Source organism: Bradyrhizobium sp. ORS 86, assembly GCF_045571475.1.
GTDB lineage: Bacteria > Pseudomonadota > Alphaproteobacteria > Rhizobiales > Xanthobacteraceae > Bradyrhizobium.
Map to the genome: position 1 here is coordinate 2,008,302 of NZ_CP120699.1, position 22,313 is coordinate 2,030,614.

General features: G+C 59.1%; 15 protein-coding genes and 4 pseudogenes. 11 read left to right on the forward strand and 8 right to left on the reverse strand.

The genetic code is table 11. The features are described from left to right. Positions 1–1,305: 1,305 nt before the first annotated feature. A pseudogene (locus tag P6U25_RS09165) lies at positions 1,306–1,990 on the forward strand (IS630 family transposase); the annotation flags it as partial. Between the two features lie 176 nt (positions 1,991–2,166). Here P6U25_RS09165 and P6U25_RS09170 read toward each other — a convergent pair. Next, complete coding sequence (locus tag P6U25_RS09170; RefSeq protein ID WP_407151068.1) at positions 2,167–3,228, reverse strand: hypothetical protein; 1,062 nt, start codon at positions 3,226–3,228, stop codon at positions 2,167–2,169. Positions 3,229–4,029: 801 nt separating this feature from the next. On the opposite strand from P6U25_RS09170, the gene P6U25_RS09175 reads away from it, so the two are divergent. Together P6U25_RS09175 and P6U25_RS09180 are read left to right on the forward strand one after the other, a co-directional pair. After that, positions 4,030–5,406, forward strand: coding sequence for a hypothetical protein (locus P6U25_RS09175; RefSeq protein ID WP_280973377.1), 1,377 nt, complete (start codon positions 4,030–4,032; stop codon positions 5,404–5,406). 252 nt (positions 5,407–5,658) lie between these two features. After that, a pseudogene (locus P6U25_RS09180) lies at positions 5,659–6,132 on the forward strand (IS630 family transposase); the annotation flags it as partial. A gap of 195 nt (positions 6,133–6,327) precedes the next feature. Here the strand turns inward: P6U25_RS09180 and P6U25_RS09185 are convergent. From P6U25_RS09185 to P6U25_RS09200, 4 genes are all read right to left on the reverse strand, one after another. Further along, the gene (locus P6U25_RS09185) at positions 6,328–6,945 is read right to left on the reverse strand and encodes an aminodeoxychorismate/anthranilate synthase component II (RefSeq protein WP_280984935.1); all 618 of its coding nucleotides are present in this window, start codon (positions 6,943–6,945) and stop codon (positions 6,328–6,330) included. Between the two features lie 450 nt (positions 6,946–7,395). Continuing rightward, positions 7,396–7,632, reverse strand: a complete 237-nt coding sequence (locus tag P6U25_RS09190) for a chorismate-binding protein (protein WP_348637525.1) — start codon at positions 7,630–7,632, stop codon at positions 7,396–7,398. Positions 7,633–8,456: 824 nt separating this feature from the next. Further along, positions 8,457–8,774: a Dabb family protein gene (locus tag P6U25_RS09195; protein WP_280973376.1), complete on the reverse strand. Its 318-nt coding sequence runs from the start codon at positions 8,772–8,774 to the stop codon at positions 8,457–8,459. Positions 8,775–8,940: 166 nt separating this feature from the next. Next, positions 8,941–9,573, reverse strand: coding sequence for a GntR family transcriptional regulator (locus tag P6U25_RS09200; RefSeq protein WP_407151069.1), 633 nt, complete (start codon positions 9,571–9,573; stop codon positions 8,941–8,943). A gap of 123 nt (positions 9,574–9,696) precedes the next feature. Between P6U25_RS09200 and bioB the strand changes: the two genes are divergently transcribed. From bioB to P6U25_RS09225, 5 genes are all read left to right on the forward strand, one after another. After that, positions 9,697–10,692 carry a biotin synthase BioB gene (bioB, locus tag P6U25_RS09205; RefSeq protein ID WP_407151070.1) on the forward strand — a complete coding sequence of 332 codons (996 nt, stop codon included), beginning with the start codon at positions 9,697–9,699 and terminating at the stop codon, positions 10,690–10,692. Between the two features lie 47 nt (positions 10,693–10,739). Further along, positions 10,740–11,093 (forward strand): aspartate 1-decarboxylase, encoded by a 354-nt coding sequence (panD, locus tag P6U25_RS09210; RefSeq protein ID WP_280980750.1) that lies wholly within the window; start codon positions 10,740–10,742, stop codon positions 11,091–11,093. Positions 11,094–11,180: 87 nt separating this feature from the next. Beyond that, positions 11,181–12,359: an 8-amino-7-oxononanoate synthase gene (locus P6U25_RS09215; protein WP_407151071.1), complete on the forward strand. Its 1,179-nt coding sequence runs from the start codon at positions 11,181–11,183 to the stop codon at positions 12,357–12,359. Positions 12,360–13,255: 896 nt separating this feature from the next. Further along, positions 13,256–13,891 (forward strand): dethiobiotin synthase, encoded by a 636-nt coding sequence (gene bioD / locus P6U25_RS09220; protein WP_407151072.1) that lies wholly within the window; start codon positions 13,256–13,258, stop codon positions 13,889–13,891. Beyond that, on the forward strand, positions 13,888–15,234 hold the full coding sequence (locus P6U25_RS09225) for an adenosylmethionine--8-amino-7-oxononanoate transaminase (RefSeq protein WP_407151073.1): 1,347 nt from the start codon (positions 13,888–13,890) through the stop codon (positions 15,232–15,234). The genes bioD and P6U25_RS09225 overlap by 4 nt, the downstream gene beginning before the upstream one ends. Here the strand turns inward: P6U25_RS09225 and P6U25_RS09230 are convergent. The 3 genes and pseudogenes from P6U25_RS09230 to P6U25_RS09240 form a co-directional block, all read right to left on the reverse strand. Continuing rightward, a pseudogene (locus P6U25_RS09230) lies at positions 15,206–15,343 on the reverse strand (hypothetical protein); the annotation flags it as partial. The gene P6U25_RS09225 and the pseudogene P6U25_RS09230 sit on opposite strands and share 29 nt — an antisense overlap. A gap of 231 nt (positions 15,344–15,574) precedes the next feature. After that, positions 15,575–15,781: a hypothetical protein gene (locus P6U25_RS09235; protein ID WP_280973367.1), complete on the reverse strand. Its 207-nt coding sequence runs from the start codon at positions 15,779–15,781 to the stop codon at positions 15,575–15,577. Positions 15,782–16,149: 368 nt separating this feature from the next. Then, on the reverse strand, positions 16,150–16,353 hold the full coding sequence (locus P6U25_RS09240) for a CsbD family protein (protein ID WP_280973365.1): 204 nt from the start codon (positions 16,351–16,353) through the stop codon (positions 16,150–16,152). Positions 16,354–16,692: 339 nt separating this feature from the next. Between P6U25_RS09240 and P6U25_RS09245 the strand changes: the two are divergent. The 3 genes and pseudogenes from P6U25_RS09245 to P6U25_RS09255 all read left to right on the forward strand — a co-directional run bounded on the left by P6U25_RS09245 (position 16,693) and on the right by P6U25_RS09255 (position 21,911). Then, a pseudogene (locus P6U25_RS09245) lies at positions 16,693–17,237 on the forward strand (DUF4142 domain-containing protein). Positions 17,238–18,014: 777 nt separating this feature from the next. Continuing rightward, positions 18,015–18,680: an FkbM family methyltransferase gene (locus tag P6U25_RS09250; protein ID WP_280973364.1), complete on the forward strand. Its 666-nt coding sequence runs from the start codon at positions 18,015–18,017 to the stop codon at positions 18,678–18,680. 114 nt (positions 18,681–18,794) lie between these two features. Beyond that, positions 18,795–21,911, forward strand: coding sequence for a multidrug efflux RND transporter permease subunit (locus tag P6U25_RS09255; protein ID WP_407151074.1), 3,117 nt, complete (start codon positions 18,795–18,797; stop codon positions 21,909–21,911). Positions 21,912–22,313 lie beyond the last annotated feature (402 nt).

Sequence of the window (22,313 nt, forward strand, 5' to 3'; positions counted from 1 at the left end):
CCCGTTCGTCAATTTGGGTTCGGCAGATCAGCCGGGCTTCGACCGCAGTCCGCCGCCGGCTCTATCTCTGTATCTTCCCCAGGGCTGGCCGCACTGGGACCAGTGGGCGCCGGAAGACCTCAAGGAAGGAATGCGCTTGCACAACGTGCCAGCCGCGGCTGACCCAAACAAAAATCTAACTCTTCGGGACGTGAACTACACGGCCACTATCGGACCGGCAGGTCTGGAGCACGAAATTGTTCTCCGTAGGACTTGAGCAGAGTCGCCGCCCATCCTGGTTGGAGCTCAGCGAGGCTTCTCGGCCATCCAGCGAACGTTCATATGGTCCGACCACTGCTGTTCGAGCAAGGCGCAAAGCGCGTTGCGTGCTAACGGACCGCCTTATCTCGGAATGACACTAAGAGAGAACGAGAGAGTAACTTGTACTTCGGCCTTCCCCGTGTCTTTGAGGAGGATGTCCAGAAGTTTCGCCCGGCGGCGGTGATGCCCTCGAAAAGTTTGAAGAAATCGCCGTCTTGGGCATGCGCGCTGTGGAGCGAGGATGGGTGGCTGCAAGCACAGGTGCCGCAGCCGAACGACGCAAAAGCGAGGAACTGCCGTACCCAGCATCGATGTATCGGCTCTGCGTAGCTTTCGAAGCGCGCCGAAAACGAAACGCCCGGTACCTCCTGTGCGACTGCAACCAATGCACAAATTCTAGGCGAGCGATAGCAGCAGGAGTGGCGTTCTAGGCGACCGGCCCGTAGGAGCACGGGACACTCTTCCCCTGGCCTGCCGAGTTGGATAGCATCACAACCTTGAAGAGAGAAGAGCATGGCGAGCAGGCTTGAACGCGTCGAGAGGGTAGAGAGATCCGCAATTCTTCGGCGCCTCCGTCGCGTGCAGGCGTGGCGCAGGGCTCGCCTCCAGCGGCTCTTGGCCGATCCTGATATAGCGAAGAACGACCCGGAGCGACGCAAGTCCATCAAGGCGGCGCAGCACTATACGGCGGTCTCGATGCGCGCCAAAGCCATTCAGATCGGACTGATAGATCGCTAGTGCGGCACGCCCAGCCGCCCGCATGGCACGCCGGGACTGGACGATGTTCAACGGCCTTTCGGCCGTCCAAGATGTCGTATCATCGATTGCGGGATCAGCTATCGGAGTGCTTCCGAGCATTGGGGCGTTGGTGATGTTCTCGCCACAGGATCACGCTTTCGCGCGATCAAGATGTGCTTCTGAAGCAACTTTCGAATGCCCGGTAGTAGCGTTCTTCATCGCTAGTACCCACTTTTCTTGGATCGTGAGTCGTGATTCAAGATATGGATGATACCCAAAGCGAGAGAAGTCCACCTTTCGAGGGAGATCGCAAGGTGCTTGTGGCGTGCTGTCATTCGCCAGTGACGTTCCAGGCCGATTTGGAGTGGGTGCGGATAGTTCTTTTGGCGCCGGCCGAGCGCAGCACGCGGTCGATCGACAAGGAAGTTGGATCCAAACACGGATCGTTAACCTTTGGCGGCATCGCTATGCCGACCATGGCCTTGAAGGGTCTGAAGGACATGCCGCGGTCTGACAAGCAGCCGATCTATACGAAGACGACCGACAAGCGAATTCTGAAGCTGTCGGACAAGCTACCCCAGCAAAGTTTGCGCGCTGGACCGGCGCTCTGCTGGCCGAGGCGCCAGGGGATGTTGACGTCCAATATGTCTGGCGGTTTGTGCGCAGCCACCAGGTTGACTTATCGACTCGCAAGCCCTCATGTGAGAGCAACGACCCGAACTTTACGGCCAAAGCCGCCGATGTTGTCGGCCCTATGTTGCCCCGCCCGCGAACGCCATTGTGCTGTGCGTGGTCGAGAAGCCCTCGATCCAGGCTTTGGAGCGAGCGCAGGGTTATCTGAAGTTGTTCGATGACCGCGCCTTGATCGGCCAGAGCCACGATTACAAGCGTGCATGGCACGACAACATTATTTGCCGCGCTCGAAGTCGCCACCGGAAAGATCATCGCGACCTAGAATACGCGGATGGCCTAACCTAGGCAGCGACCTCATCATCACGGCCAAACTCGATCGCACCTTCGGACCGGACGCGCATGCGCCCGGCACGCTCGACTTCCAAATAGCTGAAAGCGGGCGCGCCAGTCCCGGCCGATTCGGCAATAGTCGATAGCTCGCCTGGACTGCGAAGGTCAGTGGCCGGAATCCGATGGCGAATGAGTTCGAGAGTCCGTCACCATCTCGGGCGTATCGGAGTTGATTCTTACCTTCTTGATCGGTGTATGATCTTGCGGTGCGCGAGCCGTATTCGGATTATCCACGCTGGCTGTCCAATAATCAGCTAGATTGCCGCCCAGAAACAAGACCTCGGTCTCCTCGCTCGGTATTCCCCCTAACCAATCTCGCAGCTCCTCATCTCCGGGAGCATGCCCACGCTCTAGAATATCGTTGATCTTTTTGATCGGCCAGGCGGTGACGCTTGGTACCGTATAAGTGTGCAGCTTCTTAGCGTTTTTTGCAATTGCGTTCGCGCCATTCTCGCTATGGTCCTTTGAAAGGAGCAGTCGCGAGGGGGTCTGGCACAATGACACAAAAGCACTCTCTGTAAGGCCTTTCGTGTGCCATGCCGCGAGGCGCGCCATATCAATTTCGTCCTCTCTTTCGTCGTCCGAGCAGATAGCAGCCTTATAAACATGCGGGCTAGCCTGAGCACGCAAACCCGCTAGGGAACGCACATGCGCGATGGCACTCACCTTTTCGTCTAGAATCGGCTCACAATCGATGTTCTCGTTCTGAAAACGGTGCAGCGACAGATATGATGATGCCACCACATCGTCGAAAATGCGCTTGCCGTCGACACTGCCGGCAGAAGATCCGGTGGTTCGTGGCCACTGTGTTGCTCGCTGCGCAGCGAGTTTGATCTCGTTCTTCAGCGCCTTAACGCTCGCTCCGGCCAGCGATGCCGCAAGTTCGGCGCGCCCTCTCACAAAGGATGCGGCCGGGCAGCGCTCGCTTTCCCGGATGGCGCTCGCTCTCCGATTGCCCGTCGTCATGGTCGAGGGTGTCCGGAAATCCATGGAAGCGGCAGCTGAATCTGATGTTGAGCGCAGTTCACTCAGCTGCTGCTCAAAGTCCGCTTGATCCGGGGACGGGTATGCTAGTGAGCTGGTTTGTAGGCTTAGTCTGCCCGGCTCTTGCTGCGTCCGCTGCTGCGGGGTCAAGCGTTCTATTGTGTTCTGTGGATCGATGTTCATCTGCTCCCCTCGCGCGCGGATCGTTCGGTTTGATCTTGGCAGGTGCGGCTTTCGAGAAGCTGACAAATGAGGAAAGCATGCGGCCGCCAACTTTTCGGGGGGGCTTCCCGGTCGGCTAGCCACGCTGCGGGAGAGCGTCCCACGAACTGCGTACGCCAGGTAATCCGGCGCATTCGCGTGCCTGATGGGTCATGGGATGACGTTGCGGCTGTGTAACTCATCTGCCAAATAGTTTAGCAGCCGCTGGGAGTGTGCTCGCAGCCGTGCTGCCCCATCCTTTTTACGGGCTGGAAGTCGCGCAGAGCCTCGGAACGAAGCCACAGCTAGCAAAGTATCGCGGCAGAGAAGTGACGGAAGCGAAGAATGCTGCGCGCAATCGGCACATAATCTGCCGAGCATCTGCTCCAGCGCTTTGTGTTCCCCAGCTACTTCCAGCAGGAGCGAGCCTAACCGGTGGGCACCGGCCTAGCCCAACCAAGCGGCCGGCATGCCTTCAACGAAGAGGTCCGTCTCAGTTGGCCGCCATCGGGACCGCATCGTCCAGAACGCTTCCCAGTACCCTTTATTTTGGGACGATCTTGCAGGCCCCATGCTGGTATTCCACCAATAGAAGCTGCTCGTGCCGGCTCCGACTTAACCGGTCAGTGTTTCCTTAAATAGGCAATCCGGCAGGCGCGTCGGACTGGCCAACTTGGCTCACTTAAGCGCGTCAGCTTGTCGACAGCTAATCCCGATAGAGCGAGAACCAGAGAGCGACCCTATCTGCTCAGGATTGCGAACCGACTCAAACCGAGAGGGGACATGGACCCGTTTAACAGCATCAACCCATTCGACCGAGACTTTGCTGCTTACAACGCCGCGGTGCCACAACCGCAACAGCAGCAAGCGGAGTTTGAGCCGTACTTGGATGAAGTGCCGCAGCTTGATACCACTGCCGTCGACGGGATTCCCGTTTCTCCAGATCGCTACAATCCTCATCTGTCTGATGAAGACCGTAGATTCACCGAGGCGTCGGAACTTGGGGACCATACTGCACGCGGTCCTCATCCCCCGGACGCAGTCACTAGACGCGTTGGGGACGCCGCTTCTCAGCGCAGCGCGTCGCGTGAAGCTTTGAACTGGCCTAAGGAGATGACTGCCGAAGGTCACGATCAGGATCCGCCGCGAGCTATAACGGGCGAAGTCATCCTAGCATCGTCTCTCAAGCCAGCCGCGCGCGATCACCAAACACCGGATCCCGGAGAAGCCGTTCGTCACTCCAACTGGAGCTACGGTTCCCAGCCGGCTCACAACGAGCTGACCGGGAGCCTCCCCCTTTCAAGTCACGCGGCTCGCGTGGGTGAGGATTACAGCCGGCAGTTGTGTCCTGCGAAGAGGCAGAGGACGCTAGGCCATGCGGAACTGGATGCTATTGAGCGCCAGCTGAGCGAGCCGGGCAATTCAATAGCTCGTGTGCTGATGGAAAGCGCAGGCGCACCGTCGCCTTTCGGGCCAGCGGTCGATTCGCCATTGGTCCTTCCTGAGGAAGGTTACGATCAGGATCAGCTGTGGGCGATGGTGGAAGACGTCGGCCCATCATCGTCTCTCGAGCCAACCGCGCGCCATCAGCAGACCCTGGATTCAGGAGCCGTCGTTCGTCCCTTCAACTTCCGGCAAGGCGACCAGCACGTGTTGGCTGCGCCTGACGGTAGCAGCATTCCGCCGAGCCAGGACAGCCGACCCAACAGTTTCCTGGTTCACACTGACCGCTACACCGCGCTGTTCGTGCCCGCGGCGGCGATGAGGCGAAGCACCCCACTCAATCCGCCAGGCGCTGCCATTCGTCGCGGATCTCGATTGGAAAGCGTTCCGCAGCCTAGCGCGCGGCCGGCGAATCCGGCCTCGCCAGCGCGGCTTGGACGGTCGACGGAGCAAGCCGCCCCGGCGTCCTCCAGGGCTGAGAGGACGTCCCCCGCGGTCCGCGAGATTTATGCAGCATCATGGGCCGTTCCCGAGGGCTTTTCGCACGGCACCCAACCCGCCCCGCCCACGATGATTTCGAAGCTCGGCCGCTGGGGCCTCCTGCCGGACGCGGCGCAGCCGGAAAAACAATATGACATTCGCGGCGAGCGCTATACCGCCCTCTTGGGTCCGGGAGGGCCCAACGACGTTCGGCTCATCCATTATCCACGAATGTAGACGCCGAGGAACACTCGACACTAGGAGCCCGTCCAGATAGCTCTGATAGCGGGGTTGTTATTGGACGGCAGCTTGCTCCAGCGACTCTGCGACCTTGGCAATGGGGCGGGCGGTGCAAATGAGCGCTGCCCGTCCCGATGAACTTGCGCGCAACATCGCTCAGCGACTCCTCGTTGAGCCGAAAGCCATCGTCCCTTTATTGTTTGGGAAGAGCCAATGGCCAAAGCTGCGAAGAAAACCTAACGCGTTCTTGGCCACGCCTTGACCGACCAGAGCCACGATTACAAGCGGCATGGCACGACAACATTAATCGCCGCGCTCGAAGTCGCCACCGGAAAGATCATCGCGACGCATTCAAAACGCCGGCGCCGCGTCGAATTTCTCGATTTCATGAACAGCCTCACCGCGGCTTTTCCGAACCGGAAGCTTCACGTCATCCTCGACAACCTCAACACCCACAAGAAGAGCGAGGACTGGCAAGGCCCACCCAACGTGCAATTACATTTCACAGCGACAAGAGTGTCCTGGTTCAATCAGGTCGAGGTGTGGTTTTCGATCTTGCAGGGGCAGTCGCTCAGCGACACCTCCTTCGCAAGCCTCAAGCAGCTGCAGGATCACATCGATGCCTACGTCAACGCGTAGAACGACAGATACGAACCCTTCGTCTGGACCAAGAAAAAGGTCCATCAACGCCGTTTCAAAGGACGCCGTATCACTCAGCTCTGATTCCGTGTACTAGACGCGTGATCCCCGCCCCGTCGCGCGCGTATCCCCGATACGTGCTGCGCCTGTCTCGCACACGCGATTAACCACGGCTCAGCGCGCATTAAGCGATCAGCATTGCGCGGTGGCGAACAGAGTGAGACTTCGCTCTCATCCTGATTGATTGTCGCGCCATACAGCATCTCCCGGTCTGGTTTCTCAGGTTTGGGCTGGCGTGACCTTTTCGACTGTCGCGCTGCCGAAAGTTCTTGCCAATTGCAGGAAGTTCGCAAGGAGCTCGTCTCCTCCTTGGGTCAGTATCGATTCCGGATGAAACTGTACGCCATAGGTTGGTTGATGGCGATGGGCCAAAGCCATGATCTCACCTTCAGCTGAACGGGCTGTCACCATGAGATCCTGCGCGCATGGCTCAGTGAGTTCGACGATCAGAGAATGGTAGCGCCCGACGCAAAGCGGAGACTGTAATCCCTTAAACAGCCCCCGGCCGTCATGGGTTATGCACGAGGGCCGGCCATGCATGGGGCGACGCGCGCGCGCCACGCGCCCGCCGAAAGCGCTTCCAACGCACTGGTGCCCGAGGCAGATCCCGAGAATTGGGACGCGACCGGAGAGCTCGCGGACCACGGCGGTGGATATCCCAGCCTCCATAGGCGTGCGGGGACCGGGCGAGATGACGACTGCCTGTGGCTTGAGGCCGAGGACGTCGCCGACGGTGACCGCATCATTTCGGATCACTTGCGCCTCTTCCCCGAGCTTACGGACATGGCGGGCAATATTGAAGACGAAGGAGTCGTAGTTATCGATGATGACGATCAAAATGCACCAAATGTTGAGACGCGAAAGCGTCAACGATTCGCTGTGCCTTTGCGAGCGCCTCTTCATATTCGGCCTCCCGACCAGGCATCGCCGTTATCCCGCGGCGTGCATGCAGCGCGGCCAGGTCATTGTCGATCATCATACTGCGGATCGCAATGTTCCTACCCATGAGCCCATTCAACCCGTGAAGCCGATCATGCCGCAATATACGTCTCGCGCCGCTCGTTCGATATCCGCAATGATTCCCATCAATCGCATCGTTGACGCTCCAGTTCGCGGAACTGTCCGGAAGCGAAGCTCAGAGCACTCTGCGTCTTGGTCTGCTGCAGTGCGGCGCCTGACCATCGAGCCGAAGTGGTTCGCCGACGCACAGGATTCGAGGTGGCACAGCGCAAGGAACTTCCATCAACCGCCGCCAGTGTAACGGCGGATAGATCGTTGCGCAGCGGGTCAACGATCGGCCACTGTCCTTTTCGGACGGAAGCGGGATTTTAGCACGGCGTCGGTTTGCCTTGGAGTTCCAGAATGTGCGATCGTGCCCTTGACGGAGCGCGCTTCCATGCGTCGTCCGTCGAGTCTCAGGAATCGTTCCGGCGATGCAATTGTCAGCTTGCCCTGGCCCAGCAGCGCTGCAAAGCGCGCTGGATTCGACGACCGCAGCCCGCAGTAGAAGGCAAGCTGATCCAATGAGGTCGACAGCTGTGCGCAAAGAGTGCTGCCCAGCGTTCACCTGGAAGACGTCGCCTGCCAGAATCGAGGTCGACGACGTGTTGGAACGCTGCAATTAGTTTTGCCGGCTGAAAGTTCGAATGCCACGGGTCGGTTGAGCTGGAGCCCCTATTCTGCGGCGAGCTCGGGCTAGCGGGGCGAGCTGCCGTCGGCGCGACTACGCCAACGCTGGCTCCGCCGTGCAGCGTCCTGTTCGGGCCGTCCGGCGGAAACAATCCTGCGCAATCATGATGGCCTCGAAGCTGACGACCAGCCCATAGATGCGCAGGATTGATTGAGACAAGCGCTGACGGGCGATTGCCGGGATCGGCAAGTCGTTCTGACGTCCTGTTCAGATGACAGGCAAAAAAAGCCTGCAGGCATCTCTGGAACAGAAGCAAATCGGTCAATGCTCTTACGGATACTTGGCGAGCAAAGAACTCTCCATGAATCGTCCTCGATAGCATCTCCGTTGCAACCGCCCTCCGTCCGCAACCATGTAGGTTCAGAACGGCTTGCAGGCCGGATATGAGTAGCCGCCGAGCAGCTCATGCCTTGCTGCGCTATCGAGAAACGCAAGATCAGGCGATTGCTCGAGACGTCGCATTGCTGCGGCAGGCTCGATTCACCGCAGTTGCCGTCAATGACCAACGAGTGGAGCGCTGCGAGAGGTCTCCCATTGGGTGGTCTTGCGCGACGGTGACCATCGTCCGCGACTTGCAAGCCATCGAGACCGGTTTCAAACTATTCCCGCCGGTGGACCCGGCTGACTGCCAGCGGACCGATGCGTGCAGTCACTTAGCTCATGTCGGCGTCGAAGCCGGGCGCGCATTGGTCGATACATCGTAGTCCGCGGCAAACCGCAGCTCACGGAGTGGTCGCACCCGCCTGATTGATTCCTGGTACAGATGATGCGCTTTGTAGGCCGCGAGTTCCGTCTCGTTGTCGAACTCACCGTAAACCACGACATCGATATCGTTGCCGAGGGCATCGCTCTTGCGGTTACGTGCAACCTCAAGCCGGCGCGCATGTGGGATTGTAGTGAGAAGCGATAGGCCTTCGATGATTTGCTCGATATGGGCCCTATCCTTCGCGGAGAACAAGACGATGTGACGAATCATGGAAGCCCTAAAGGAGGAGTGATGCCGCAAGGAGGCCGCATAACTATCTTGAGAGCCGGGCCGCCGCAATGGCCGCAGCCATAGGGACCGCGCTAGACCGCTCAAGGGCTTGGCGCTAGCGATGTTGCCCGCAGTCTGCCTTGGTACTTGCAACGACCTTATTTCGTCAGGAGGCCGGAAGGGCAAGGCGCTCAATCGTTTGAATGTGACGCGCGAGCAGGCGGCAGGCTTGATCGATATTGCGCGCTCGCAGCGCTTGCAGAATTAGGCGGTGATCCTGACTGGGCCGCGGTCGCCAGCCGCTCGTGCGGGCCATCGCGAACACCAATCGAGAATTTGCAAGCTGCAGTCCGTCGAGACTGGCGAGCAGGCGGGGCATCGCGCAGGGCGCGACGAGGGCCTGATGAAAGGCGCGGTTGGTAGCCTCAAATTCCTGAATGGTCTGCGCATTTTCCCCCTCGATCAGAGCGAGCTCGATGCGTGCCAAATGGTGAGACGTGAGCTTTGGGGCCGCATTGCGCAACGCGACCACTTCGAGCGCGGCGCGCATCTCGGCGATTTCCCTCACTGAATTGGTGTCGAGTGGCGCAACCCGGACCCCGCGACGAGGCTGAGCTACGACAAGGTACTGCGCCTCCAATTGTCGAAAGGCCTCGCGCACCGGAACGTGGCTTGAGTTGAATTCCCGCGCGATGTGATCCTGCCGGAGCGGGGCGTCTGGCTGCAGCGCGCCGTTGATGATGCGCTCGCCGATTGCTTGCGCAATGCGGCCAGTCATGGTTGCGTTCTCTCCGTTCATCATAGATTATCTATCATAAAAACGAATGCATTCGCATCTGGCCTAGGCTAGCATCCCGTAATCAATCACATCATAGATAATATCGGTTATTATCTATGATCCGTCGAGGGTGGGAAAATCAAGATGGACGCGGCTGTGGAGGGCGAGCGGAACGATGGCGCGAGCCGCGCATCGATCCGAAGTGATTGGGAACTAGCGGAGGCCGCAGCGCTCCATGACCTGCCGTTTTCCGACCTGATGTTTCAGGCGCAGTGCGTCCATCGCGAGAACTTCGATCCAAACCACATCGAAACGGCAAGCCTGCTCAGCATCAAGACCGGCGGCTGTCCGGAGGACTGCGGCTACTGCTCGCAGAGCGCACATTACGAAACGGGCCTGAAAGCCACGCGCCTGATGGATCGCGCAAATGTGGTTGCCGCCGCGCAGCGCGCCAAGGCTGCTGGCGCCGCCCGCTTCTGCATGGCCGCAGCCTGGCGCAGTCCGAAAGGCCGCGATCTCGATACTGTCTGCGACATGGTGAGTGCGGTTAAAGATCTTGGCATGGAAACCTGTGCCACACTTGGTATGCTGACATTCAAGCAAGCGACACAACTCGCCAACGCCGGGCTCGACTTCTACAATCATAACGTCGACACTTCAGCCGAATTCTACGGCAAGATCATCTCGACCCGCGCCCTGCAGGACCGCATCGACACGCTTGGACATGCCCGCAGGGCCGGTCTCAAGCTGTGCAGCGGCGGCATTGTCGGGATGGGCGAGTGCACCGCGGATCGACTGGGCATGCTCGTCGTGCTCGCCAATCTCGAAAAGCACCCGGAAAGCGTGCCGATCAATCTGTGGAACGAAGTCAAGGGCGTGCCAGTGAACGACACCGCGGAGCGTCCCGATCCGATCGCATTTGCGCGGCTGGTTGCAACCGCCAGGATCATGATGCCAAAGAGCGTGGTGCGGCTCTCCGCCGGACGACAATACATGACCGACGAGGCCCAGGCGCTGTGTTTTTTGGCTGGCGCGAATTCGATCTTCATTGGTGACGTACTTCTGACCACCAAAAACCCGCAAGCCGATTGCGATGCAAACTTGCTCGGTCGGCTCGGCATCAAGTCCTCAGCCAAGTGAAACAGAGCAGTGAGCGCATTGCGCGCAAACTCCAGCAAAGGTGAGCCATGCAAGTCACGTTGATGAAAGGCAAAATCCATCGCGCCTCGGTCACGCAGGCCGATCTGCACTATGAGGGCTCGATATCGATCGATCGCGCGCTATTGGATGCGGCGGGATTTTTGGTCAACGAGCGCGTCGAAATCTACAACATCGAAACCGGAGCACGGTTCGCCACCTACGTCATTGAGGCGCCGGAAGGATCGGGCACCATAGGTCTGAACGGTGCAGCCGCGCGGCTGGCGATGACTGGCGACAAGGTGATCATCGTTGCATATGCCTCTTTCGAGAAGGCGGAAGCCAAGGAGTTCAAGCCTCGCGTTGTGCTGGTTGATCGAGAAAATCGTATTCTGCGGGGCTGAAATGAACGAGGCCAATGTTGGGACCGCTTGGTCTTCGTCTGCCAATTGAGACGTATATGGCCAGCTGACGACGTTAGGAAGTCAACGATGAACTCGATCCACGCCGCGAAGGTGACCGACTATGTCGCGGCCCTGCGCGCCTTAAAAGAAGACGATCGGTTGCGCGGCCTCAAACCGCGCGCGGGCATCGATTTTGCGTCGAACGATTATCTTGCGCTCGCGAGCGCGCCGAGCATGAAAAAGGCCGTCCTGGCTGCTCTCGAGACCGGCACGCCGATCGGAGCCGGCGGGTCGCGGCTGCTGCGCGGCAATTGCGAGGAGCACGAAAGACTTGAGGCCGAAGCAGCGCAGTTCTTCGGCGCAGAGACTGCGCTGTTCTTTGGCGGCGGTTACGTTGCAAATTTTGCCGTCTTGACGACGTTGCCGCAACGAGGCGATTTGCTCGTTCTCGATTCCCTTGTGCACGCGAGTATTCATGAGGGCGCGCGGGCAGCGCGGGCCGATTTCCGCATAAGCGCTCACAACGACCCTGAATCGGTCGAAAACGCGATACGCGATTGGCGTGCGAAAGGCGGAACAGGCCGCGTATGGATTGTGGTCGAAAGCCTCTACAGCATGGACGGCGATTTCGCTCCGCTGGAAGACCTGGTCGCGCTCGCAGACCGGTACGACGCATTCCTGATGGTGGACGAGGCTCATGCGACGGGCGTCTACGGCGAGCAGGGACGAGGGCTCACCGCGCCTTACGGGACGCTCGAAAATCTCCTGGTCGTCCACACCTGCGGCAAGGCGCTCGGTGCTGCCGGAGCGCTTGTTACCGCCTCCGGTGTGCTGCGCGACTTCATGGTCAATCGCTGCCGTCCGTTCATTTTCGCCACCGCGCCCTCACCGCTGATGGCCGTCGCCGTACGCGAGGCACTCTTGATCCTGCAGGAGGAGCCCGAGCGTCAGCAACGCCTGGCCGAGCTGGTCGCGTTCACTCATCGACAGTTGGCTGTGCGCGGTTGGGAAAGTTCATCGATCTCGCAGATCGTGCCATACATCGTTGGCAACAACGCAGGTGCAATGAATCTTGCCTCTGCGCTACAGGCTCGCGGCTTCGACGTCCGCGCAATCCGGCCACCAACCGTGCCGGCAGGAACAGCCCGTTTACGCATTTCGCTGACACTCAATGCGGGGCAGGATGACGTGCGTTCAATGCTCGATGCTCTATTCGAGGAGACGAGAGATGACGCGTTATCAGGTCGGGGTCATGGTGACAGGTGAAGGATCGGACAAACGGCTTCTTGTGTCGGCATCTTTTGGTCGCGAGCTATCAAGAGGCCGATGCTGGCCGAGCCCGATGATGAGATCGAGATCGAACTTTCCGGGCCGCCGGACAATCGGGCACCCGGTCGAATCTTGGCCGAATTTTATGGTCTTCGAATGCCTGCCTCGCTCAATTATCCTGGCAATTTTGCGGGCGTTCGCGAACGACACGGACGTTGCTCGATGTGGCCGGACACCGAAGACCGGCGCTCGTGTGTTAGACAAGTTACCGACGCTGGCGCTGTCCGCACCATTCGCTTTGAACGGCCGAGCCGGATGTGTCAGTGAATAGTCTCCAGGTTGATGATGCAGCTCTTTTCGACGGCGCTGGACGAACTGAACTCGACCACCCAACACGTCACCGCCGTTCAAAGCGTACCGTTCTGCGTCAATTAGGAGACATCCTGCAGCGCGCATGCGCATTCGTCCGATCCGGACAATGTTTGCCTGCCGACGGCAATCTCAACCTGTCACAACGCTTGAAATTCAACTCATGAGAGCGGCCGCGATGCGCCGTGCCTTGACCTTCTATGCGTTTAACCCGTCTGTTGGCATTCGAGCAAGATCCTCTGGTTCAAGGATGGAGCGAAGGCGATGGGCCGCCTGTATGACGATTGCGCGGCCACCGTTGAAATGAGGCGATCCGGAACGCCGTTATAAGCGCGCCGAGCGCCGTTTGCTCGGTTCTGCGCTGGCGCTGATCACCCTGGACCGGCCCCCGATCCTCCACAAGGCAGTGACAGTTCCTGCAAAGTGGCATCCGTTCGCGAATTTCACGGGCGCAGAATGCCGTAGCGGATGACGTGAGTACGATGCTCGACCGCTCTGGTCGAGGAGACAAGAGGTGATAGTCAATGAGGCAGCAGCGAATTGTGGTGACTGGCACAGATACCGGGATTGGAAAGACGGTTTTCTGCGCGGGGCTCGCCAATCTTCTCGATGCGAATTATTGGAAGCCGATTCAGGCTGGCCTTGAAGGAGAGACCGATACCGAGGTCGTCGCGCGGCTTGGCGGTCTTGCGTCCGATCGCATCGTGCCGGAGCTCTACCGCCTGCGAACGCCCGCTTCGCCGCACCTTTCTGCGGAGCTCGACGAAGTTCGCATCAACACGGACACGCTTGATGTGCCGGACACCGGAGGGCGTCCGCTCGTGATCGAGGGAGCCGGCGGGCTCATGGTGCCGCTGAGTGGCGGTACACTCTACATTGATATTTTTGAGCGATGGCGGCTTCCAGTCGTGCTCTGCGCGAGCACTGCGCTGGGAACGATTAATCACTCGCTGCTCTCGATAGAGGCCCTGCGAAAGCGTCAGATCGACATTCTCGGAATAGCTTTCATTGGCGAAAAGAACTCGGAAGCTGTAAGGGCGATATGCGAGATTGGCCGGGTACGTTGGTTGGGGCGGCTACCCCTGATTGCGCCTCTGTCGTCAGAGACGCTGCAGGCCGCGTTTAATGCCTCGTTTCGTCGAGATGATTTCGCGCCATGATACCAAGGAAGAGGTCGCCGATCTGGCATCCGTTTACGCAACACGCGCATCAAGACGAGATGACAAGGATCGTACGCGGCGAGGGGGCTTATCTTTACACCGCAGACGGGCGCCGCATCATTGATGCCATCTCCTCCTGGTGGGTCGTAACCCATGGGCACTGCCATCCACATATCGTCGGCGCAATCCAGGAGCAGGTTGGCAAGCTCAACCAGATCATCTTCGCCGGGTACACCCATGATCCGGCCGAAGAGGTCGCAGCGCAGCTGCTAAAGCTCACGCCGCCCGGTCTTGCCCATGTCTTCTTCTCCGACAGTGGCTCAGCCAGTGTAGAAGTGGCATTAAAGATGGCGCTCGGCTACTGGCATAACATAGGCAAACAGCGAACACGCATTGTCATGATGCAGCATTCCTATCACGGCGATACGGTCGGGGCGATGTCCGTAGGTGGCCGGAGCGTATTCAACGCGGCCTACGAGCCTCTGCTGTTCGACGTGACCTCGGTTCCGTTCCCGGTAAGAGGCCGTGAACAGGCAACGCTCGACGCGCTCGAGTCCGCATGTCGAAATGAGATGCCCGCAGCGTTCATTGTCGAGCCTCTCATATTGGGGGCAGGCGGGATGCTGATGTACCCCGCCTGGGTGCTCAAAGAGATGAAGCGGATCTGCGAGGCATCAGGGGTTCTGTTCATTGCTGACGAGGTCATGACGGGCTGGGGCCGCACCGGCTCGCTGTTCGCCTGCCAGCAGGCGAACATCACGCCTGATATCGTCTGCTATTCAAAGGGCATTACTGGTGGTGCGCTTCCACTCGCGGTCACACTCTGCCGCGGCGATATTTTTGATGCGCATTATTCGAAAGACCGTACGCGTACGTTCTTTCACTCGAGCTCATATACCGCAAATCCTCTGGCCTGTGCTGCCGCTAAGGCCAATCTGGATCTATGGCAAGATAGGGAAGCGCGCCGGCGGGTGGCGGCGCTGGCGACGATGCAAGAGGAGGCAATCGAGCCATTCCGCCTCGACCCGCGCTTTGAAGGCATCCGTCGTACGGGCACCATTACCGCACTCGATCTCAAAACCGGCGACGCTGGCTATCTCGCCGACATCGGTCCAAAGCTTCAGGCTTTCTTCAAGGGGCGAAACCTGCTGTTGCGGCCGCTCGGCAATACGATCTACGTGATGCCGCCATACTGCATCACAAAGACGGACCTCGACGAGATATACGCGGCCATCAGGGATGCTGCCGATGCGCTGGCTTGCGCCAATCGATCCCGGGCAACAGATAGCTCAACTGCGCCGGAGAGATCGTTACCGATTCAGCGGCGACCGATGGCCAGATGAACTTTCCTGTCTCGAGGCTTTTGGTAACCAGGTATGCTCCCCGGTCATGGTGCGTCGGCTCCGGGAGTTGCACCCGGAGCCGCTCTCCGAACCGTAGTGACGCTCTCACGTCATACGGCTCTCAACAAGTAACGAAGCAGAACTCAACATCGTCCAATGAGCGAACAGCTTCGGCCTACGGCAGCGGATTAATCTGACCGAGGTGGAGGCTCGAAGCATGCCAGCTGGCTGAACATGGTGGAGATTGAGGTCGGCTTGCTGCGCAGCCAATGCCTCGACAGGCGCATTGGGGATCGCCGACAGCTCATATCCTCGTTCTATGTTGGTTTGTCTTCCGTCGTTAGTGCTGCACACATGACGGATCGGTCAAACAAAAAAATAAGTCGCAGATGCCGTCCAACGGGTTATCCGCGCATTGAGGATATGACGTATCGGCTACCTGCACCTTGGTGGTGACCGGTTGGGCGGAAACCTCAGCAACAAAGGTCGGCACCGCCGCCGTTCCAAGCGCGAGGGCGCTCGCAGTCACAATGACGAATTTTTTCATTCTAGAGTCGCTTCCCTAGGTTGGCCCCAGCCGTCCACCACGTCTATATGACCGCAGCGCAAGTGGTAAAATTGATTCTCTTGATTGGGTCCATCTACGGAATGGATAAGTCCGGATATCTCGGCAGGACCTCGCCTTAGGTCAATCGGAGTCAGCCGCCCACGTCATAATCGAGGTCACACGCTCGGTCGCGTCGTCCTTCGCGAGACCGTCGCATGCAATCGCGATATCGGCTTTCGTCGGTCGAACCGTGATCGGCATGGCACTGCTGCTGCTGGAAGCGGCAGCGGGCATCTGGCAATACGTCCGAGCAGACCGTGGCGTCGTCCGCCGCGTGCGTCGCGAATGATCAGGCCGGATCAACCCGGTCACCACGTCTGGCGATCGTACCAATCGCTCACCTCTTTGCGGGCCTGATCCTTTGCGTAGCCATAACGCTCCTGCAGGAGCCCTTCGAGTTGGTCCTGCCTGCCTGCAATCATATCGAGATCGTCGTCCGTCAGCTTGCCCCACTGCTCCTTGACCTTGCCTTTCACCTGTTTCCAATTTCCCTCGACTCGATTCCAGTCCATCGCAGCTCTCCTTGAACGGCCAAAACCGACCAACCGACTTATGAGCGCTTCGTTCCGCGCCGACGTCGCACCGGGAATTCGCACGTCTGGGCTCGCGAACCGCGAAAATAGGAACGTGGCTGCTCCGCACGGGTTGGAGCAGCACAAGCTTACGTCCAACCCGCGGAGCAACCTTATGTCGTAGCAAGCTCTCAGCGCCCCCTTCCTCGACATCTACGAGGCCGAAAGCAGATAAGATATAAGCGGCGCTGCCGGGCTTGGCGTGACGCACTTACAAAGCTTGCCATCACCGCGCTCAAAGCCTGGGCTGCATAACTGGGCTGCATAAGAAGGCACCCGATGAAGCGAACCGTTTTGGCAATGGCCGTCGTCGGCCTGCTGACCTCGACTGCGCTGGCGCAGTCGGTCGGTGAAAGGGCCGGCGTCAACTCCGTCCTCGGTGTTGCGCCGAAGACCGAGGATTTCATCAAGCGAGGAGTTCATCAAGGAAGCCGCTATGAGCGACATTCTGGAGATCGAGGCAGCGAAGGTCGCCCAGCAGAAGGGCAATCCAACGGAGAAGAAGTTCGCCGAACAAATGATCACCGATCACACCAAGATGAGCCGGGAGCTGAAACAGCTCGTCAATGGTGAGATGAAATCCGCGTTGCCGACAGGCCTGGATGACAGCTCGGAAAAGAAGCTGGATCGGCCGCGCAACGCAAAGCCGGACGACTTCGCCAGCGAATACGATCCGGCGCGGGTTAGTGCGCACAAGGACGCGGTCTCCCTGTTTGAGCGCTATTCCAAGGGCGGTGACGATCCGAAATTGAAAGACTGGGCCGGCAAGACTCTGCCAGCGCCATCTGGAGTTGGCACAGGACATGGACAAGAGCCGGAAGTGACGGTGTCATTTCTGGCCCTCGCGACTATGGTCTGAAGTCGTTTCGCGCATACGACCTGCGACCTGAGCGATCGGACGCAAAGACGAATGACGACGACGTAAGCGGCGATCGTTCGAGGACCGCGGTCCGGATTGCAGACCGATGTTCGATGGGAACGCGATTCACCGGGTTTGCGGAACAGTGCGACGACCTGTTCCGCCCATGCCACAGCATCTGCCGCGGGCCGCGACGGGAGCGCGCGGCATTCAGATTGGGGGGGGGCTTCCATTCTTGCTTGCTGCTGACCGTTTCGTCTGAAGCCATGGCGGCAGAGAGACGAGGCTGTTGCTACAGCCGAAATGCAAACGCATTTCACGAAGCCTACATTCGCGACGACCTGGACGCCGTGGTAGCGAAATTGCCGAGAACGCGGTGAGAGTGACAGCCAGCCGCATATTTAGGTCCGAGACGCCATATGCCGAAGCTTCAGCGATGCTCTCAAGCTCGGACTGCACGCCTATTCGGCTCAAGAAGTAATCTGGTGCTCCGAGGGCATCTACGTCACAAGTGCCCTGAGGCTCATACCGGCGTCGCGTGCCGGCAAACCTTGGTATAGCATTTGCAACCCCTTCGATATCGCTCGTTAACCTCCGTAGAATTGAGCCGCTGCCCGTCTTGTTGTTTGTACGTTTGACGTCGAAGTTCGATCATTCGAAGACAGTCGGTGGTCGGCTTCGGCAGACTTGATACGTTTGCTTGGAAGTTGTTGCCTGCCATTGAGGCGTGAGGACGAGTCTAATGGAAACGCGTGAGCCCATCGCCCTGTCTGATGTGCATCGGCACATTGTTTCGTTCCTGCAGAAGACGGATCCGGTGATCCTGGACATCGGTTGTTACGACGGAGCCGACTCGTTACGCTTTCTTCGGCTTTGCCCGGAAGCTCAGCTCTATTGCTTCGAGCCGGATCCTCGGGCGATTGCCCGCTTCAAGATGAACATGGGTCTCCATCTTGCGAAGGTGCCTCTGTTCGAGATCGCGATCAGCGATCATAACGGCAGGGTCGACTTTCATCCAAGCAACGGCGATGGCGAAGCGAAGGATTGGGCTCTCTCCGGCTCGATACGACGACCAAAGAATCACCTTGCCGAGTATGATTGGGTCCGGTTCGACAGCCCGATCTCGGTTGAAACGCGAAGACTGGATGACTGGTGCGCCGAGGCCAATCTGAGCAAGGTTGACTTGATCTGGATGGATGTGCAGGGAGCCGAGGCAGATGTCTTCGCCGGTGGCAGGCAGACGCTGAGCAATACGCGCTTTATCTATACCGAATACAGCGACAAGGAGCTTTACGAAGGACAGCTGACCCTTCAAGCCATGCTAAAGCTTCTCCCTTCATTCGAAGTGGTCGCCCAATATCCTCGCGCGGTGGAGGGTGATGTGTTGCTTAGGAACAAGAGCCTTTAGAGCAGCCGATTCCGCTTCCTTCATGCTGCGGGCCTTGGTCGCCACATTGACAACCATGGTTGGAGCCTGACTGGCCGTCGAATTTGCGTCGGCCTCTTGAATGCGAGCCCAGCGATGGCATTTACCGAGCTTTTCATCAAACGTCCGGTGTTGTCCATCGTCGTCAGCCTCCTGATCCTGCTGACCGGCTTTCGCGCGGCCACTGTTTTGCCGATTCGGCAGTATCCCAAGCTGTCGAACACAGTCGTCAACATCACGACGTCCTATCCGGGCGCTGCCGCCGACATGATCCAGGGGTTCATCACCACGCCCCTGGAGCAGGCGGTCGCTTCCGCCGAGGGCGTCGACTATATTACGTCCTCCTCGGTGCTCGGCACCTCGACGATCCAGGTCTATATCAAGCTCAATTTTGATCCTAACGAGGCGCTCACCGAGGTGCTCTCCAAGGTCAACTCGGTCAGATATTTGATCCCGAAAGAATCGAACGATCCGGTCGTCACCAAGTCGGGCGGTCAGGCCACGGCTGTCATGTATGTCGGCTTCTCCAGCGAGGAACTGACGGCCAGCGCGATCACCGACTATCTCTCTCGGGTGGTGCAACCGATTATGTCGACGGTAGACGGCGTCGCAGCGGCAGACATCCTGGGTGGCCAGAGTTTTGCGATGCGGCTATGGCTCGATCCTGCAAAAATGGCGGGGCGCGGGGTGTCGCCGGCCGACGTTTCGGCTGCAATGTCCGCCAACAACTTCCAGGCCGCGGCCGGCCAGGTCAAGGGCCACTTCAATCTCTTCGATGTCACGGCCAACACTGACCTGCGCAGTGTCGACGACTTCAAGCGCATGGTCGTCAAGGCCAAGGACGGCGGCTTTGTGCGCATGGAGGACATCGCGTCAGTCGAACTTGCCGCGCAGAGCGCTGACGCCAGCGTTGCCATGAATGGCGAACACGCGATTTTCATCGGCGTTCGGGCAAGCCCGCAGGGCAATCCACTGAACATCGTGCGAGGCGTTCGCGCGCTGTTTCCAGAGATCGAGCGCAACTTGCCGCCATCGCTGAAGATGAAGGTCGCCTACGACTCCACCAAGTTCATTCAATCATCGATCGATGAGGTGGAGAAGACGCTCATCGAGGCCGTCGTGATCGTGGTGGTGGTGATCTTCCTGTTCCTGGCCTCGCTGCGGAGCGTCATCATTCCGGTGGTCACCATTCCGCTGTCGCTCATAGGCGTGTGCAGCATGATGCTCGCGCTGGGATTTTCATTCAATCTTTTAACCCTGCTCGCGATGGTGCTTGCGATCGGTCTTGTGGTCGATGACGCGATCGTTGTGGTGGAGAACATTTATCGCCATCTGGAAGACGGCGCTCCGCCCATAGAGGCCGCTACGAAGGGGGCGCGCGAGATTGTCGGCCCCATCGTGTCCATGACGATTACGCTCGCCGCCGTATACGCGCCCATCGGCTTTCTTGGCGGCCTTACCGGTGCGCTGTTCCGCGAATTTGCGTTCACGCTGGCGGGCTCGGTGATCGTGTCCGGCGTGATTGCGCTCACGCTGTCGCCGATGATGTGCTCGGTCTTTCTCACGAGCGCAGAGGAGGGGCGATTTGCAAGGGTTGTGAACCGCACGTTCGGGGCCATGACGCGCTGGTACGGCCGCAAGCTCGACCGCTCGCTCGATTATTCGCCAATTACCGGGCTGTTTGCGCTGACCATGCTGGGCCTGGTCGGCTTTCTCTATCTGCATACGTCCAAGGAACTCGCGCCCGAGGAGGATCAGGGCATCGTCTTCGCACTGACCAAGGCGCCAAAATATGCCAATATCGATTACCTCGACTATTATGGCGCCAAGCTCGACACGGCGTTTAAGAAGTTTCCCGAGACCGACTTGCGCTTCATGCTCAACGGTATCAATGGGTCGCAGGCCGGCTTGGCCGGCATGTTGCTCAAGCCTTGGGACGAGCGCAAGCGATCATCGATCGCGCTCAAGTCGCAAGTCCAGGCCGAGCTGTCCAAAATCGAAGGTGTCAACGCATTTGCCTTTAGCTTGCCGCCGCTTCCGGGCGGTTCCGACGGCTTACCGGTGCAGATGGTGATCAACTCGACGCTCGGTTTCCAGTCCGTCTATGAGCAGATGTCGAAGCTGAAGGACGCCGCGCGCAGGAGCGGCCTGTTCGCGGTGAGCGACTCTGACCTCGAGTTCAACCAGCCGGTGGTCCGAATCAAAGTCGATCGATCCAAGGCCAATGATCTTGGCATTACCATGCAGAGTATCGGGAGCGCGCTTGCGACCTTGCTCGGTGGAAACTACGTCAATCGCTTCAACCTGGAGGGCCGCTCCTACCAGGTAATCCCGCAGGTGCCGCGCGAGAGCCGCCTGACGCCGGAAGCGCTCGGCAGTTATTATGTGAAGGCTGCAACGGGTTCGATGGTGCCGCTGTCAACCCTGGTTTCCATCGAGACTGGGACCGATCCGAATGCACTCACCCACTACAATCAGCTGAACTCCGCAACCTTCCAGGCCGTCCCGATGCCCGGCGTCACGATCGGCCAGGCCGTGGACTTCTTGGACGGGGAGGCAAAGAAGTTGCCGGCAGGCTTCAGCCACGACTTCCTTGCTGACGCCCGCCAATATGTCCAGGAGGGTAGCCAACTTCCGATCACTTTTGCATTTGCACTCATCATCATCTTCTTGGTGCTGGCGGCGCAGTTCGAAAGCCTGCGCGATCCCCTTATCATCCTGATCAGCGTGCCGATGGCAATCGTCGGCGCCTTGATCCCGCTATTCTTTGGCGCGGCGACGATGAACATCTACACCCAGGTCGGGCTGTTGACACTGGTCGGGTTGATTTCCAAGCACGGCATCCTGATGGTGCAGTTCGCCAATGAGCTGCAGCTCACGGAGAGGTTAGATCGCCGCTCGGCCATCGAGATGGCGGCGCGCGTCCGACTCCGTCCAATCCTGATGACCACGGCGGCGATGGTGACCGGCCTCGTACCTTTGTTGACCGCAACAGGGGCTGGCGCCGCGAGCCGCTTTTCGATCGGACTCGTGCTGGTCGCGGGCTTATCGATCGGTACGCTGTTCACGCTTTTCGTGCTGCCGGCGGTCTATGTCGCGCTCGCGTCCGACCACCGCGCCGACGCGGCTGACGATCATGCCAAGGACGCCCCGAGCTTGGCCTCACTGAAGCAGCTGAAGCCCACTTGGCCAAGCCATGATGTTGGCAATTAACCCAGGGTCCGTCCGCTCGATTTCTCCTCGATGTCGGGGACAAATTGAGCGGACCGCGGTGATTTGATCGCACACGATTGCTGCAATTTGTGTTGCGGACGGACAAGAACGATCGTCCGCGACTGACGTGCTCGCTCTCGATCTATCGTTCGGCGGAGGTGCAGGACTACATCACCAAGAGGACGGCCGCGTCAGCGCGCCGGCATGACGAGCGGCGGAAGCCTCCAACGGCTTGGCGGTCCTGCGCGTCGAGATGTGCTGCTCCTGGTGCCGAATTGGGCTGGAATGAGGTGCTCGGCGAAGAATGCGCCTGCGATCCGCCGCTCGGACAGGCGGGATACTGTCCCTTCGCGCGGTCGGATAGAGACAATGGTCGTCGGTCTTAGACCCGGTGAATTGCCG